Source organism: Thioalkalivibrio sp. ALMg11, assembly GCF_000377905.1.
GTDB lineage: Bacteria > Pseudomonadota > Gammaproteobacteria > Ectothiorhodospirales > Ectothiorhodospiraceae > Thioalkalivibrio.
In genome coordinates this window covers 407,692-423,715 of sequence record NZ_KB898873.1, presented here as the reverse complement: position 1 = coordinate 423,715, position 16,024 = coordinate 407,692, and the positions used below count along the sequence as shown (strand labels likewise).

Genomic DNA, 16,024 nt, shown 5'->3' with positions numbered 1-16,024 from the left:
GGGAACTCGATTAGCGTCGCAGGATGAACAGGATACCGGCGATCACCGCCAGGCCGCTGATGACGTAATGGTCATACTGGAACTGCAGCCCCAGCAGGCCGCGCAGGCCGAACAGGATCAGCCAGACGCCCAATAGAATGTTGCCGAGTATGCGCATCCCTGCGGAATCCTCCGGTTAGCGGATCAGTTGGCTCAGTTCGCGGAACTGCGGATCGGCCGCGTCGCGCAGCCATTCGAACAGCACCGATTCGTGGTTGGTAATGATGGCGCCGGCCGCGCGCAGGCGCTCCAGCCCGTTGCGCTTGCGCCCGGCGTCGCGCGAGCAGACCCCATCCTCGACCACGAACACGGTCACGCCTGCGTCCAGCAGCTCCAGCGCCGTCTGGGTCACGCAGATGTGGGTCTCCGAGCCGGTCAGGATGACCTGGTCGCCGCCCGTCAGGCGCACGCGCAGGCCGTCCTCGGCGCAGCAGGAGAAGGCCGTCTTGTCGGTGACCGTGCCGTAACCGTCGAGTGCCTGCTGCAGAGTGGCGGTGACTTCGCCCAGGCCCTTCGGATACTGACGCGAGACCTCGATCGGGATCTCCAGCTTGCGCGCGGCCTCGATCAGGCGCGCGGTGTTGCGCTCGACCTCGGCGCGCGCGGCCTCCGGCATGGCGGCCAGCAGGCGTTCCTGCAAGTCGATCAGAACCAGCCGCGAGCGCGCACGCTCGCAGCGGGCTCCCGGATTGGCAGCGGCAGCGGCCATTACTCCAGCAGGCGGTTGATGGCCTCGAGATCGGTCACGCTCAGGCGGCCGGCGGCGCGCTGCAGGCGCAGCGATTCGCTGAGGAAGCCGTAGCGGGCCTCGGCGTAGTCGCGCTCGGCGCGAAAGACCTCGCGCAGGGCGAGCAGGACGTCGACCTGGGTGCGGGTGCCGACCTCGAAGCCGGCCTCGGCGGCCTCGAACGCGGACTGGGTGGAGGCCAGGGCCTGTTCCAGGGCGCGCACGCGGGAGCTGTTCGAGATCACCGACAAATAGGCGCTGCGGGTGTCCTGGGTGGTGCGGCGTTCGACCAGCGACTGCCCTTCCTGCGCGGCCTGGAAATTCTCGCGCGCCTGACGGGTCAGGGCGCTGACGCGACCGCCGGTGTAGAACGGGATCTCCAGCTGGATCCCGACCTGGGCTTCGGTGCCTTCGAAGAACATGCCGCCGGTCGCGCCGGCATCGAGGCCGTGATAGCGGTTCTCGTTGACCGAGGCGTTCAGGTTGATGCGTGGCAGGCCCTCGGCGCGCTGGCGCTGGATCTGTTCGCGCGCGCTCTCCGTGCTCAGGCGCTGGGCGGCCAGTTCCAGGTTGTTCGCCAGGGCGATATCCACCCAGGCCTGCGGATCGGCCGGATCCGGTGGGGTCAGCTCGGCGTCGTCGCGCAGCATGTCGAGCTGGTCCCAGTAGGTGTTGGTGATCACCGCGAGCTGTTCGCGGGTCAGGTCCAGCTGGTTTTCGGCGCTGATGCGTTCGGCCTCGGCAAGGTCGCGCTGGGCCTGGGCCTCGGTGACGTCGGTGCGGGCGACCAGGCCGACCTCAAAGCGGCGCTCGGTCTGTTCCAGCTGGCGCTCGATTGCCTCGACCTCGGCCCGGCGGAAGTCCAGGGTCTCCTGTGCGATCAGCACGTCGAAGTAGGCCTGGGAGACGCGCAGGATCAGGTCCTGACGGGCGGAATCCAGTTCCGCCTCGGCGCGGGCGATCTCGAGATCCACCTGCACAAGATCAATGTAGTTGCGGCGGTCGTAGAGGCTCTGGGAGAGGTTAACGCCAAAGCTGGTCTGGCGACCGTCATCGCTTCCGGGCCGGTTGCGGTCGTCGCGGTAGAACGCGCCCGCCTCGGCCTGCCCGGAGATCTGCGGCAGCAGGGCGGAGCGGGCGATCGGGCGGTTTTCCAGCACGCCGCGGTATTCCGCCTCGGCGGTGCGCAGCTCGGCGTCTTCCGTGGCGGCGCGCTCGTAGACTTCCAGGAGGCTCGAGGCGGCGGCGGGGGCCGAGATCACAAGGACCAGCCCGGCGGTGGCGAGAAGCGACGGCAGACGGTTCATGGACGCGACTCCGGAGGGATATTAGGAAAAGCCTATCCTATCAGAGCCGGTTCGGGCATGGGATCTCCACCCCATGCTGCCCGCGCCTGAAGTGGGCGCCCGGGGTGCCGCTCAGAATTCGAAGGCGGGCTTCGGCTCGAAGCCAACCAGCGGCTTGACGCGGGTCTCGAACAGCTCCTCGTGGTGGCAGCCGTCCTCGGTGGTACGGGTGATCAGCTGGGCCCCCATGATCGGACCGTCACCGGTGATCACGAATAGTCGCCCGCCCAGGGTCAGGTAGGGCTCGAGGAAGTCGTCGTATTCGGTCATGCCGCCGGTCAGGATGATCGCGTCGTAGCGCGGGCGCGGCGGGGTCCAGTCGGGGGTCACCGAGGCGGTGCGCAGTTGCGCGTTGTCGATGCCGAGATCACTCAGGCGGTTGCGGGCGGCCAGGCGCAGCTCGTCGATGCGCTCGACGCTGTCGACCTGGGCCGCCAGATGGGACAGGCAGGCCGTGACGTAGCCGGAACCGGTGCCGATCTCCAGCACGGTTTCGGTAGGCTGCGGCGACACGGCCTGCAGCAGGCGGCCGATCACGACCGGCGGCAGGGTGTTCTCGTCGTGCCCCAGCGGGATCTCGGAATCGGCGTACGCCAGGGCCTGATAGGGCTCGGGCATGAAACGCTCGCGCGGGAGCGTTTCCATTACGTCCAGTACACGGGTGTCCAGCACGTCCCAGGGGCGGACCTGCTGCTCGACCATGTTGATCCGGGCCTTGGCGTAATCCATCGCGGTTTCCTCAGTGCGCTCGACAGCCGCGAAAGAGTACGTTCGCGCGCCCCGACAGGCAAGTAGGAGCCCAGCCCCCTGGGCGATTGGATGCTGGACAGGCCCCATCGCCCAGGGGGCTGGGCTCCTACATCCGCCGTGGCCCCTGGAGCTGTAGGAGCCGAGCCTCTCGGCGATTGGATGCTGGAGAGGCCCCATCGTCCAGAGGCTGGGCTCCTACGGTTCGGGGTTATCCGGGAGGGCGTCGGCAATGGCGCGAATGCGCTCGCGCTGCAGGGCCTCGCCCAGTGCCTTGCCCTTGTGTCCCTCGGCCATCAGGGCCGCCGGCTGAACGCCTTGTGCGGCCGCTACCGCGCGGCGCACGGCGTCGGCCTGCGGATAGGGCTTGTCCTCCCACCCGGTGCGGCCGCGGAAGTCCGCCTCTACCGCCAGGAGGAAGGGCTCCACGTTCTCCGGGCGGCGCAGGACGTCCAGGCCGTCGACCAGCTTCATCACGGTCTTCGGGCGCAGCTCGAACACGCGATGCACCAGCCCGTGGTAGCGCGCCACGCGCACCGCCAGGTCGCGATAGCGATTGGGTACCCGCAGGCGCTCGGCCAGGGCGCGGATCAGGCCCACCCCGCGTTCTTCGTGCCCGTGGTGGCTGGGCAGGATTTCCGGGGCGGTGGTGCCCTTGCCGAGGTCGTGCACCAGGGCGGCGAAGCGCACCTCGGGTGCATCGGAAAGCCGTGTCGCCTGGTCGAGGACCATCAGGGTATGCACGCCGGTGTCGATCTCCGGGTGGTAGCGCGCGGGCTGGGGCACGCCGAACAGCCGCTCGATCTCGGGAAACAGGACCGCGAGCGCCCCGGCCTCGCGCAGTACCTCCAGAAAGCGGCGCGGTGCGGGGCTCTTCAGGGCTTTCTCGCACTCCGCCCAGACGCGTTCGGGCACCAGGGCGTCGACTTCGCCGGAGGTAACCAGTTCGCGCATCAGGGCGCGGGTGTCCTCGGCCACCTCGAAACCCCAGGGCGCAAGCTGCGCGGCAAACCGGGCCACGCGCAGCAGGCGCACCGGATCCTCGGCGAAGGCGGGGGAGACATGCCGCAGTCGTCGGGCCGCCAGGTCGGCCTGGCCGTTGTAGGGGTCGATCAGCGTGCCGTCGGTATCCTCGGCCATCGCATTGATGGTGAGATCGCGGCGTTCGAGGTCGTCTTCCAGCGTGACCTCGGGCGAGGCGTTGAACTGGAAGCCGTGGTAGCCACGCGCCGTCTTGCGCTCGGTGCGCGCCAGCGCGTATTCCTCGTGGGTCCTGGGGTGCAGGAAGACCGGGAAGTCGCGCCCGACCGGGCGAAACCCTGCGGCTTCCATCGCCTGCGGCGAGCTGCCGACGACGACATAGTCGCGCTCCGTGAACGGGCGCCCCAGCAGGCGGTCGCGAACCGCACCGCCGACGAGGTAGGTCTGCATGGCGGCTACCGGTTCACCCTTCGGATCAGCCGCGGCTGGCCCCGCGATTGAGCGTGCGCAGGTGCTGCATGCGGGCCTCGCGCCCGGCGCCCCCGCCGCCCAGATAACTGGGGGCAATGGATTCCAGGCGGGTCGGACAGGGCAGCTGCTGTTCGCCGTCGCAGACCGAGTCGATGGTCAGCGAGGCGAAGTTGTCGCGCGACAGCGGTTTGCCGGGCACGAACTCGAGCACGCTGGCCTGCAGCTTGCCGGCCCAGTCGGGCAGGCCGATCACCGGGCGCCGGTGGCCGGAGACCCGGCCGACGTAGCGCACCAGGTCACCCAGGGTGTAGGTTTTCGGGCCGCACAGCTCGAAGCCCTGGCCGAAGGTGTCCTGGTCTTCCAGGGCCTCGACGAAATGCTCCGCCACGTCGCCGACGAAGACCGGGGCGAAGCGTGCTTGGGCACGTGCCAGGGGCATCATGGGCGAGAACTTCAGCAGCGTCGCGAAGCGGTTCAGGAAGGAGTCTTCCGGGCCAAAGATCACCGAGGGCCGGAACACCGTGACCGCCAGGGACTCGCTGGCGAACACGGCCTGCTCTGCCGCGCCCTTGCTGCGCAGGTAGTGGCTGGGGGCGTCTTCCATGTCCGCCTTCAGTGCGCTCATCTGCAGGAAGCGGCGCACCCCCTGTGACTCGGCGGCGGCCAGGGCCTTCTCGGTCAGCTCGGTGTGGGCGACGCGGAACCCGGCGCCGCTGTGACCGCGCTCGTTGAGGATGCCGACCAGATTGATCACCGCGTCCTGGCCCGCGAACACGCGTTCCAGGGTGGCGGGATCATGGGTGCTGCCTTCCACCAGATCGATCTCCGGGTTGACCAGGAGGTCGCGGTGGCGGTGCGGACGGCGCGACAGAACGCGGACCTTCAGGCCGCGGTCAATCAGTCGGCGGATGATGTGGTGGCCGACGAAGCCGGTGCCGCCCAGCAGGCAGACATTGCGAATCGAATCGATCGACATGGGGCAAGGTCCTTCCGAAAGCGAGTGCGGATCGTCTTATACTCGGGTGATTCGCATTGTTCAAACAAGGGAAACACTGATCAATGTTTCCCAGGGCCTGTTTCCGGGCCGCAACGCCGAGGCACCAACATGACCGAAATGACCGCGATCAACCCTGCCACCGGCGAGACCCTGGCGCGCTACCCGCGCATGGATTCGGCCGGGCTGGAGACAGCACTGGCGCGCGCTGCCAGCGCTGCTCCGGGGTGGGCTGGGCAACCGGTGGCGGAGCGTGCCGCTCGCCTGCGCGCGCTGGCCGGGGTGTTGCGCGACGAGCGCGAGACGCTGGCGGCCACCGCCACCCGCGAGATGGGCAAGCGCCTGGCCGAGGCGCGCGTCGAGGTCGACAAGTGCGCGAATGCCTGCGAGTACTACGCCGAGCACGGCCCGGACTTGCTGCAGGACACGATGATCGCCTCGGATGCGAGCCGTTCCTTCATCGCCTGGCAGCCGCTGGGTACTGTGTTGCTGGTGATGCCGTGGAACTTCCCCTACTGGCAGGCTTTCCGCCAGGCAATCCCGGCGACCCTGGCTGGCAATACCGTGCTGCTCAAGCATGCCTCCAATGTCCCCGGTTGTGCCGAGCACCTGGAACGGGTGTTCACTGCGGCCGGCTTCCCCGAGGGTGTGTTCCGCAACCTGCCGGTCGGGTCCGACGCGGTGGAAGGCATCATCGCGGATGCCCGCGTCCAGGGTGTGAGTCTGACCGGCTCCGAGGGCGCTGGCCGCGCGGTGGGCGCGGCCGCCGGCAAGGCGCTGAAGTCCTCGGTGCTGGAGCTGGGTGGCTCGGATGCCTTCGTCGTACTGGCGGATGCCGATCTCGACTACACCGTGGAGCAGGCGGTGCGCGGGCGCTTCCAGAACAACGGCGAGACCTGCATCGCGGCCAAGCGCTTCATCGTCGAGGAGACGATCGCGGAGGACTTTGTCGAACGTTTCAAGGTGGCCATCGAGGCGCTGGTAATCGGTGATCCGATGAATGAGGCCACGAACATTGGGCCGCTGGCGCGCGACGACCTGCGCAGTGAGCTGCACGACCAGGTGACCCGCAGCGTGGCGGCCGGCGCCCGCCTGGTCACGGGTGGCCAAATGCGCGATGGGCCTGGGTATTTCTACCCGCCTACGCTGCTGGATGCAGTGGAACCCGGCATGGCGGCCTTCGACGAGGAGACCTTCGGGCCGGTCGCGGCGGTTACCCGGGCGCGCGACGCGGACCACGCCATCGAGCTCGCCAACCGCTCGCGCTTCGGCCTCGGCGGCAGCGTCTGGACCGCCGATCCGGCGCGCGGCGAGGCCCTGGCCCGACGCCTGGAATGCGGCTGCGCCTTCGTCAACGGCATCGTCAAGAGCGACCCGCGCCTGCCCTTCGGCGGCGTGAAGGACTCGGGCTACGGCCGCGAACTCTCCGAACTCGGCATCCGCGAATTCCAGAACGCCAAGACCATCTGGGTGGGTTGATTCATGCCCGTCGAAGGTTTGTCCGCGTCTTGAGGGCGTCGGCCTAGTGGGCAGAGCTGGGCCGCGACTTCGCACGGTAGAGGCCGAGTTCGAGGCGGCTGTGGCGGTCGGCGTGGTCGCGCTTTTCGAGGATGCGGGCGATCAGGGGCTGGTCCTGGTCCAGTAGCTGGGCGGCCAGGCCGTTGCGGTCGCGGGGCAGGTAGCCCAGGTGGTGATCCATCCAGCGCACGGCGACGGCTTGGCCGTCGTGCGTGTTGGTGCGCTCGCGTTCCACGGTCAGGGCCTGGCCGCGCTTGAGGATGCCCCAGAGCTTCGGCGCCTCGTGGTGGCGGAAGCCGGCCAGGGGGATGCGCTCCAGCAGTTCTTCGGTGTTGGCGGTGCGGTTGTAGGTGCCGCGCTTGGCGTAGTAGCCGGCCAGCGGCGGGACGGGGCGTGCTTGAATGGGCTGCGACATGTCCGGACTCCTTGGTGTTGCCTGGGTGTCCGTTGTAGCACCGGGGGTGGCTCACAGGATGAGCCACCCCTGAAATCCGGCTCCCTCAGCCGGACGCGTCGTACTGGTGTGCGGCGCGCGCGAGGTCGTCGGCCACGCGCCGGCGCAGGCCGGCGGGCGCCAGAACTTCCACGCCCGGGCCGTGGCGCAGGATCTCCTGGACCAGCTCGGTGGGGTCGGCGTAGGGGATCCGAAGGCGATACGCGTCGCCCTCGTATTCGCCAATTTGCTCCGGGTGCCAGGTCTCGTCGGCGACCCAGCGGGCGTGTTCCGGGGTGAAGCGCAGGATCGCCCATTCCTGTGCGGGACCGGTGAAGATGCCAAAGGCGTCCCCGGTGTGCGCGTCCAGGGTGGTCTCGTCGATGGAGCGGTAGGCGGCCTCTGCTGGATGTACCGAGCGGATGCGCTCCAGGGCGAAGGTGCGCAGGTCTCCGGCTTGCTCGCACCAGGCGATCAGGTACCAGTTGTCGCGGTAGTAGAGCAGGCGCTGGGGGTGCACGACGCGCCGGGTGGCCGCATCCCGGGCGCGCCCGTGGTACTCGATCTCGATGGGATGTTCATCCAGGGTCGCGGAGGCCACGGCCTGAAAGCTTTCGCCACGGCTGCCGCGCTGGGCCAGCGGCTGGATGCGGATGCGGCGGCGCACGGTGTCCGGCTGGTGCCCACCGCTGGCGAGCAGCTCGCGGATACGGCCCTTCAGTGGCCCGAGCGTGGGCGCCAGCAGGCCGGGCTGCACGTCCTCCAGCAGCTGCTCCATGGTCAGCAGTGCGAGCAGTTCGGATTCGTTGAACCACAGCCCCGGAAGCTCGAAGGCCGGGGCATCCTCGGTGTAGCAGTAGCCATTGGCCTGGGCATCGTATTCGATGGGTGCCTGCATGAAGTCGCGCATGTATTCGATGTCGCGCTTGATGGTCGCGCGGGATACCTCGAGACGGTCCATCAGGTCTGCCAGCGAGGGCGGGCGCCGCCCCTGCAGCAATCGGTGCAGGTGAAAGATGCGTTCGGCGCGGTTCACGGGCGGGTAAGGGGTGGATGCATGCCCCGGGACGCTACCCATTCGTCCGGGGCCCCGCAAGCGACGCGCCGGGGTGCCGGATGCCCGCCGGACCGGGTGCGGCGACTGCGCGCGACCGTCCCCGCGGTCAGTGGAGGCGCCGGCTGACGCGGATGATCTCCTCGTCGGAGGCGAGGATCTCGCGCTGGAAGCCGTGGCGTTGGGCGAGCGCGAGCATGCCGCCGTTGTGGCGCAGCACCTCGCCAAACAGTTCGCGCAGGCCGGCGTTGCGGGCGGAATCGATGACGGCCTCCATCAGGAGGCTGCCCACGCCGCGGCCCTGCCAGGCGTCGCTGATGACCACGGCGAACTCCGCGCTTTCGCCGTCGGGTTCGGTGGTGTAGCGGGCTACGCCGACCTGCACCTCCCGGCCCGTGTGGTGGTCGACCGCGATGAAGGCCATCTCGCGGTCGTAGTCGATCTGGGTGAAGCGCACGAGCATCTCGGGCGTGAGTTCGTCCATCGAGCGCATGAACCGGAGGTAGCGGGACTTCTCCGACAGGCTGCGCACGAATTCCTGTTCGATGGCGGCGTCCTCGGGTCGGATCGGCCGGAGTTCGAGCTCATGGCCGTCGCGGGTGGTGACCTTCCGGGCCATGTGGCCGGGATAGGGGTGGATGGCCATGTGCGCGTAGTCACGGCTGTCGTGCGCCGGATCGGCCAGTTCGATGCGGGCGTCCACGGCCATCACGCCGTGTTCGCCGGCCTGCAGGGGGTTGATATCCAGCGCCGCGAGTTCGGGCAGTTCACAGGCCATCTCCGAGACCCGGAGCAGGACCTGTTCCACCGCGCCCTCGCGCACCGGGGGCGCGCCGCGAAAAGTGCCGAGGGTGCGCGCCGCGCGGGTCTGCGCCATCAGGCGCCGGGCCAACGAGGGGTTCAGCGGCGGCAGGGCGACGGCCTGGTCGCCGATGACCTCCACCGCGGTCCCACCCAGTCCGAAGGCGATCACCGGGCCGAACACCGGGTCGCGCGAGATCCCCACCAGCAGTTCGCGAACATGCCCGACCTCGGCCATGCGTTCCACGCTCACGCCTTCGACCTCGACCTCCGGGAATTGCTCGTGGATCTGGTCGAGCATCTCCTGGGCCTGTTGGCGCACGGCCTGCACGCTGCGCAGGTTGAGCCGTACACCGCCGAAGTCGCTCTTGTGGGTGAGGTCGGGCGCACTGATCTTGAGCGCGACCGGGAAGCCAAGGGTCTCGGCAGCCAGCATGGCGTCGGCCGGGTCGCGGGCGAGGATGCTGGGGCTGCAGGGGATGTGGAAGGCGGCCAGCACGGCCCGGGACTCGCGCATACTCAGGACCTTGCGACCCTGGCTGCGCGCGTGCTGCAGGATCAGCCGCGCGCCCTCGACATCCGCGGGCTTGTCATCGCTGCGGGGGCCGGGGGCCTGCAGCAGCATGCGTTGGTTGCGTCGGTGTTCGATCAGCCATGCGAAGGTCTCGACCGCGCCCTCGGGCGTGCGGAACTGGGGGATACCTTCCGCGTCGAAGCGTTTCCGCGCGCGGGCTACCAGCGGGTCCCCCATCCAGCAGGCCAGCACCGGCTTGTGGCTTTTGCGGGTCTGTTCGATCACGGCCTCGGCACAGGCGTCGGGGTCGGTCATGGCCTGGGGGGTGAGGAGGACGCTCGCCATGTGAACCCCGGGGTCCGCGAGCACGATGCGCAGGGCTTCGCCATATCGTTCGGGGGTGGCATCGCCGAGGATGTCCACCGGGTTGCCATGGGACCAGTGGGCGGGCAGCAGGGCGTTGAGTGCCTCTAGCGTGCCGTCGGTCAATGCGGCCAGGTTCAGGCCGAGGTCGGCGGCCCGGTCCACGGCCATCACGCCAGGTCCGCCTCCATTGGTGACGATGGCCAGGTCCTCGCCGCGCAGGCGCACGCCGCTGGCCAGCGTCTGGGCGGCGGAAAACCACTGCGATACCCGCTCCACCCGGACGACGCCGGCCCGCTGCAGGGCTGCGTCGAACACCGCATCCGAACCCATCATCGCCCCGGTATGGGTGGCGGCCGCCTGGGCGGTGGCGGCATGGCGCGCGGACTTGAGGACCACTACGGGCTTCATGCGCGCGGCGGCACGCAAGCCCGAAAGAAAGCGTCGCGTGTGGCGGATGCCCTCGACGTACAGCAGGATGCCCTGGGTCTCGGGATCCACCGCGAGGTAGTCCAGCAGCTCGCCGAAGTCGACGTCTGCGGCGTCGCCGGTGGAGGCCACGCTGGAAAACCCGATGCCGGTGGGCTCTGCCCAGTCCAGGACTGCGGTGATCAGCGCTCCGGAACTGGAGATCAGTCCGAGCTTTCCGGGCAGCGCCTGGTTGTGGCTGAAGGTCGCGTTGAGCCCGATGCCCGGGCGCATGATGCCGAGGCAGTTGGGGCCGATCAGGCGCATGCGGTAACGCTGCGCGATCTCGACGCATTCCTGCTGCAGGCGTTCGCCCTCTCGGCCGGCTTCGGCGAACCCGGCCGAGAGGATGACGGCGCCGCGCAAACCCGCCTCGCCGCAGTTGCGCAGGATGCCGGGGACGGCACGGGCCGGAGTGGCGATCAGCGCCAGGTCCACCATGTGCTCGCCGGGTTTCAGCTCGGGCACGCAGCGCAGGCCCTGTACCTCGGCGTATTTGGGATTTACCGGGAGCAGGGTGCGTTCGAAACCGGCCGCCAGGAGGTTGGCCAGCACCGTGCGGCCGACGCTGCCTTCGCGTTCGGAGGCGCCGAACACGGCGACGCCACGCGGATTGAACAGCTTGTCCAGGATATGGGTTCCCATGCATGCTCTCGGTTATGGCGTACCAAATGTCTTCATAGCATGAATCTAGCGTTTTTCTCGCCGGACGCCGGCCTTGAGCACGACAATGGTCCGGGACACCCGGAATGTCCGGAGCGGCTGACCGCGATCCGTGACCAGCTGGTGGCCAGCGGGCTGGATCCGTGGGTCCTGCATCGCGAGGCGTTTCCGGCGAGTCGGGCGGATCTGCGCCGGGTTCACGCACGCGATTACATCGACACCATCCAGCAGCACGTCCCGGAAGGGGGGCGGGTGATGCTGGATGGCGACACGGCCCTGTCGCCGGGGAGTCGGGAGGCCGCATTGCTGGCGGCGGGCGCGGGTATCGGCGCGGTGGACTGGGTGATGGGGGAAGCGAGCCGGCGGGCCTTCTGCGCGGTGCGGCCTCCGGGACACCACGCCCGTGCCGACCGGGCTGCCGGGTTTTGCCTGTTCAACAACGTGGTGATTGCCGCCCGCCATGCACAGGAGCGCCATGGCGTGGGGCGCATCGCCATCGTCGACTTCGACGTGCACCATGGCGACGGCACCGAGTCCCTGGTGGCCGGTGATGACTCCATCCTGTTCGCTTCCGCCTTCGAGCATCCGGCCTATCCCGGATCCGGCATCCCGCCGTTGGCGGACAACTGCCTGAACGTCCCCGTGCCCGGGGGATCGTCGGCGACGCAGTGGCGCGAGGCAGTGGCTGCAGCCTGGTTCGATGCGCTGGACGCCTTTGCCCCGGAACTCGTGCTGATTTCCGCCGGATTCGATGCCCATCGCGAGGACGAACTCTCGCGCCTGGCGCTTGCCGAGGAAGACTATGCCTGGCTGACCCGGGAGCTGGTGGCCGTGGCCGAGCGCCACGCCGATGGGCGTGTGGTCTCCATGCTGGAAGGCGGCTACGCCCTGAGTGCCCTGGGGCGCAGTGTGGTGGCCCATATGCGCGCCCTGGCCGCCCTCTGAGCAGCCCCGCCCGCGGCGCAAGCCGCAGCGTATGGGTCGCGCCGCGTGCATGGCCGAGCCGTAGCCACCTTGTTCAGCGGTTGCGTTCGCGGTATCCCGACGCGGCCAGGCGGGCGCCGCTGGCGAGAGCCGCGTTCACCAGTACCAAAACCGGGGCAAAGGGTTGGTCCAGAGACAGGCTGAGGCCCCAGGCGACCAGGAAGCCCGCCAGGGCGATACCCTGGGTCCACAGGAACAGGCCACGCAGATTGTGCGCGAGGTAGGCGGCCCCCCAGGCGGGCAGCAGCAGGGTGGCGAGGGCGGCGGGCACACCCAGCACCATGCTGCCCAGCACGACCGCCGCCACCAGCCAGCCGATCTCGGTGAGCCGTAGCCACGCGGTCGGGGGGCGTGTGGCAGGGACATCGGGGGCTAGCTGCGCATGTCGCCATACGCGGTATAGTCCGGGCGCGAGCAGGATGCTGGCGACCGCCAGCATTGCCACCGCCCACAGTTCGTTCGGCCCGGCAAAGTACAGCTGGCCTTCGGCCCAGGCGGCTGCCGCCAGGCTGGCCTGGGAGAAGTTGGCAGCCAGCAGCGTGACGGCCGCAAGGCCGGCCAGGAATACCCCGAGCGGCAGGCGCTCGCGGTCCGTGCTGCGCTGCAGCAGGGCCATTACCCCGGTCCCCAGGATGAGGGCCACGAGCAGGACCGGCCAGTGCAGCACCGAGGCCAGGACCCCGCCGACGGCGGCCCATTGGCCGAGCGCGAGTGCCTGCCAGACCGAGCCGCGCAGAAACAGTCCGGCGCCGGCCAGACCCAGCACGCCGGTGATCAGCAGGCCCGCCACGAAGGGCATGAGTAGCAGGTCACCCAGCATGGATGTACTCCGTCAGGGGGTGGCGCTCGACCCCGGCGGCCTGGAGGAAATCGTCGTCATGGCTGGTCATTAGCAGTGTGGTGCCGCCTGGCAGGCTGGTGATCAGCTCGATCGCGTCGTGGCGAACCTCGGCATCCAGGTGATTGGCCGGCTCGTCCAGTAGCACCAGACGTTCCGCCGGCGGGCGCGTGGCATGGCTGGAAAGTGCCGCGGCCAGGCGCAGCAGCTGCCATTGCCCTCCGCTTAGTCGATCGAGTCGCCGGTCCATCAGGGCACGCACGCGTGCCTGTTCGGGTGGTTGCGCCCCCATCGCCCGGAACCAGTCGTGTCCGGACAGCGGCCAGGGCTGGCGGCGCGGGTGGTCCTGCGCGAGCAGGCTGATCCGGGCTTGTGGAGCAAGCTCCAGGCGACCGTGGTGTACCCGCGCCTGTCCCGTCAGGGCCTTCAGCAGAAGCGATTTTCCAATGCCGTTGGGCCCGGTCAGGGCCCAGCGCGAGCCGATCGGCAATTCCAGGGTCAGCGGCCCCAGCACCGGCCGGTCAAACCCCAGCCGGGCCGACTGGAAACGAAGGATCGGTTGAGCGGGGTCGGGAGACATCCGGGTTCCGGTGACGGGGTGCGCGAATGATAACGGACCGGTAGAGCGATTCGGGTCCGTCGTCAGGGGATGAGGGCCATCGCGTTGCGGGTGGCCGCGGCGTGATTACCGTTGAGGGAGGGTCTCCGCCCAGGTGGTCATCAGTTCCAGGTAGCCGTCCAGCGCCGTGTCGGCTGGCGGCTCGAGTGCTACGGCATGGGTCGGCCAGCCAAGGTGACGTTCCAGGAACTCTGCGCCGCGTGCGGGCTGGAAGGCCGCGTAGAGGACCGTGCCCTCGGTGCCTTCCAGGTCGCTCACCAGGCTGCGCAGATGACGGGCGGTGGGCGGGATGCCCGGGGCCGGCTCCAGATAGCCCACGATCTCGACCGGCAGCCACTCCTCGAGGTAGTCGAGGTCCTCGTGGTAGACCACGATGCGCTGGCCCGGCTCGACCTGTTCGGCCAGGGCCTTGGCCTGCTCGCGCAGGCGTTCGGCGGCGCGCTCGGCGCGTTGCGTGAACATGGCGGCATGCTCCGGGCGCAGCTCGCCCATGCGCTCGGCCAGTGCCAGCGCGATCTCCGCCATGCGCAGCGGATCGGCATTGAAGTGCGGGTTCCCCTCTTCGTGGACGTGGCCCATGTTCGGGCCGTCCACGGTGATCGAGCGGCGCAGCTCGATCATGTCCGCCGCACGGAAGTGGCCCGGTTGGCCCGAGTTGATGGCGCGGTTGCGGGCGCCGCTCTGGGCGGCCGGCAGCCAGCCTTCTTCAAGTCCGGCGCCGATCTCGAGCAGCATGTCGGCGCGGCGCAGGGCGGCCATGAAGCTCGGGCGGGCGTCCAGGTAATGCGCGTCGCGATCCGGCGGTGCGAGGACGCGGACCTCGGTCTCGTCGCCGCCGATCTCGCGGGCCAGGACGCCCAGGGTAGAGGTGGTGGCGACGATGTTCAGCCCGGCGGCGGCCTGCGACGGCAGCAGGAGGAGGGTCAGCAGCACCACCGAGGCGAGGGTGGCGAGCGTCCGGGTCATGCGGGTGCGAGTCTTGCGATCGGACATGCGGGACTCCGTTCAGGTCTGGATATGGGTGGAGGCCGGCAGGGGCTGGAGCAGCCCTGCCGGCCTCGCGAGGTCGAGCGGTGGTTAGAAGCGGTGGGCGCCGTGTGCGCCAAGGGCCACGTTCAGCTGCAGCATGAACTCCAGGCCGCGATCGCGGTGGCCGTCGTCATCGATGAAGTCGTTCTGCGCCAGCTGGGCACGCAGGAAGACCGGTTCCACCGGGCGGAAGGTGACCTGGGCGGTGTGGCGGTAGGAGGTGCCGAAGGACTCGCCGTCACCGCGACCGACGTCGTTGCTCAGGCCCAGGGCCTCGGCGCGCAGGCCGGCCTCCCAGCGCGGGGCAAAGCCATAGACGCCCTGGACGTAGATCCCGTCCTGCCTGTTCTTGAACGACTGTTCGTTGCGTACAAAGCCTTCTGGTCCGTTGCCGTCGGCTGCGAAATTCACGTCGCGGCGGTCGACGTCGATCTCGCGGTAGAAGTACTCGCCCTGCAGGCGCCAGTCGCCCTGGCCGTAGGCGCGGCCGGCGCTGTACTTGTACACCGCGTCCAGCCCGGCGAACCAGGCGCTGCCGTCCCAGTCCTCGAAGCGCGTGGTGTGCTCGTCGGTGACCTGATAGCTGCGGGCGTAGCCGCCGGAGAGGCCGAACTGGGCGGCGTGGTCCGGCCCGAGATCCGGTCCGACCTTGGCAAAGGCGGTGACCAGGCGTGGGCCGGAGCGGTCGCGCAGGATGCGGTCCTGATCGTTCAGCGCAGACTGGCTGCCTTCATAGTTCGCGATCCCGCTGGTCTTACCCTGCAGCAGCTCCACACCCAGCTGGGTGTAGGTCGCGGTGGGGGCGAGCCAGGTCGCCTGTACGCCCTTTTCCAGCAGACCGTGGTCGCCGAACAGGTATTCGTTGACCAGCGGACGGTTCACGAAGTCCCACTCGTGGGGGTGGCGGTTGTTGATGTAGCCGATGTCCGACAGGAACTTGCCCGCCTTGAGCTGGAGGCCGCCGGGCAGGGCGCGGGTGGTCAGGTAGGCCTCGTCGACCTGGATGTCCTGGTCGTCGAATTCGATGATCACGGTGGCGTCCAGGAGGTCGCCGAGACGGGCCTGAAAACCCAGTTCCGAATGGCCAAGGTTGAAGCCGTCGTCGAAGCCGTGGTCGCCGTCATCACCGTGATCGTGGCCGTCGTCGAAGCCGGCGGGCGAATCATTACCGTGCGAGAGCTCGTTGTAGTAGATGCCATCGAGGATCAGGGATACGTCCATGCCCCAGGCCGAGTCGCCGTCACCGGCGGTCCATTGCGCCATGGCGGCGCCGGGCACGGCGAGTGTCAGGGCGGCGAGCCCGCTAAATACGGGGCGTGAGAACGGGGTGAGGGGCATGTCGGGCTCCTTGTTGTGCGGCAGTCTGCCGCTCGGGGCAGTGCCAAGCAACGAAATTGGACTGTTATAGCGTAACGTCTGATAAGGTGAACGTTAT

At 68.9% G+C, this 16,024-nt stretch carries 15 protein-coding genes; 2 read left to right on the top strand and 13 right to left on the bottom strand.

All coding sequences use genetic code 11. The features are described from left to right. Positions 1-10 precede the first annotated feature (10 nt). From D578_RS16050 to D578_RS0107245, 6 genes are all read right to left on the bottom strand, one after another. Positions 11-157, bottom strand: a complete 147-nt coding sequence (locus D578_RS16050) for a hypothetical protein (protein WP_018144768.1) — start codon at positions 155-157, stop codon at positions 11-13. Between the two features lie 18 nt (positions 158-175). Then, complete coding sequence (locus tag D578_RS0107265; protein WP_018949311.1) at positions 176-748, bottom strand: isochorismatase family protein; 573 nt, start codon at positions 746-748, stop codon at positions 176-178. Beyond that, positions 748-2,073, bottom strand: coding sequence for a TolC family outer membrane protein (locus D578_RS0107260; RefSeq protein WP_018949310.1), 1,326 nt, complete (start codon positions 2,071-2,073; stop codon positions 748-750). The genes D578_RS0107265 and D578_RS0107260 overlap by 1 nt, the downstream gene beginning before the upstream one ends. A 111-nt stretch (positions 2,074-2,184) precedes the next feature. After that, positions 2,185-2,841, bottom strand: a complete 657-nt coding sequence (locus tag D578_RS0107255) for a protein-L-isoaspartate O-methyltransferase (protein WP_018949309.1) — start codon at positions 2,839-2,841, stop codon at positions 2,185-2,187. A gap of 216 nt (positions 2,842-3,057) precedes the next feature. Further along, the gene (locus D578_RS0107250; protein WP_018949308.1) at positions 3,058-4,290 is read right to left on the bottom strand and encodes a multifunctional CCA addition/repair protein; all 1,233 of its coding nucleotides are present in this window, start codon (positions 4,288-4,290) and stop codon (positions 3,058-3,060) included. Positions 4,291-4,315: 25 nt separating this feature from the next. Continuing rightward, positions 4,316-5,287, bottom strand: a complete 972-nt coding sequence (locus tag D578_RS0107245; RefSeq protein WP_018949307.1) for a complex I NDUFA9 subunit family protein — start codon at positions 5,285-5,287, stop codon at positions 4,316-4,318. 129 nt (positions 5,288-5,416) lie between these two features. Between D578_RS0107245 and D578_RS0107240 the strand changes: the two genes are divergently transcribed. Continuing rightward, on the top strand, positions 5,417-6,784 hold the full coding sequence (locus D578_RS0107240; protein WP_018949306.1) for an NAD-dependent succinate-semialdehyde dehydrogenase: 1,368 nt from the start codon (positions 5,417-5,419) through the stop codon (positions 6,782-6,784). Between the two features lie 43 nt (positions 6,785-6,827). Here the strand turns inward: D578_RS0107240 and D578_RS0107235 are convergent, their stop codons facing one another. The 3 genes from D578_RS0107235 to D578_RS0107225 form a co-directional block, all read right to left on the bottom strand. Beyond that, positions 6,828-7,238 carry an HIRAN domain-containing protein gene (locus D578_RS0107235; RefSeq protein ID WP_018949305.1) on the bottom strand — a complete coding sequence of 137 codons (411 nt, stop codon included), beginning with the start codon at positions 7,236-7,238 and terminating at the stop codon, positions 6,828-6,830. An 85-nt stretch (positions 7,239-7,323) separates the two neighbouring features. After that, entirely contained in the window at positions 7,324-8,292 is a 969-nt protein-coding gene (locus tag D578_RS0107230; RefSeq protein WP_018949304.1) for a YafY family protein, read from the bottom strand. A gap of 127 nt (positions 8,293-8,419) precedes the next feature. Next, positions 8,420-11,101, bottom strand: a complete 2,682-nt coding sequence (locus tag D578_RS0107225) for a bifunctional acetate--CoA ligase family protein/GNAT family N-acetyltransferase (RefSeq protein ID WP_018949303.1) — start codon at positions 11,099-11,101, stop codon at positions 8,420-8,422. 39 nt (positions 11,102-11,140) lie between these two features. Between D578_RS0107225 and D578_RS0107220 the strand changes: the two genes are divergently transcribed. Beyond that, entirely contained in the window at positions 11,141-12,064 is a 924-nt protein-coding gene (locus D578_RS0107220) for a histone deacetylase family protein (RefSeq protein ID WP_018949302.1), read from the top strand. A gap of 73 nt (positions 12,065-12,137) precedes the next feature. On the opposite strand, the gene D578_RS0107215 is transcribed toward D578_RS0107220, so the two are convergent. The 4 genes from D578_RS0107215 to D578_RS0107200 all read right to left on the bottom strand — a co-directional run bounded on the left by D578_RS0107215 (position 12,138) and on the right by D578_RS0107200 (position 15,927). Then, the gene (locus tag D578_RS0107215; protein ID WP_018949301.1) at positions 12,138-12,923 is read right to left on the bottom strand and encodes a metal ABC transporter permease; all 786 of its coding nucleotides are present in this window, start codon (positions 12,921-12,923) and stop codon (positions 12,138-12,140) included. Then, entirely contained in the window at positions 12,913-13,521 is a 609-nt protein-coding gene (locus tag D578_RS0107210; protein WP_018949300.1) for an AAA family ATPase, read from the bottom strand. The genes D578_RS0107215 and D578_RS0107210 overlap by 11 nt, the downstream gene beginning before the upstream one ends. A gap of 105 nt (positions 13,522-13,626) precedes the next feature. Next, positions 13,627-14,553, bottom strand: coding sequence for a metal ABC transporter substrate-binding protein (locus tag D578_RS0107205; RefSeq protein ID WP_018949299.1), 927 nt, complete (start codon positions 14,551-14,553; stop codon positions 13,627-13,629). An 84-nt stretch (positions 14,554-14,637) separates the two neighbouring features. Further along, positions 14,638-15,927 carry a hypothetical protein gene (locus tag D578_RS0107200; protein WP_018949298.1) on the bottom strand — a complete coding sequence of 430 codons (1,290 nt, stop codon included), beginning with the start codon at positions 15,925-15,927 and terminating at the stop codon, positions 14,638-14,640. Positions 15,928-16,024 lie beyond the last annotated feature (97 nt).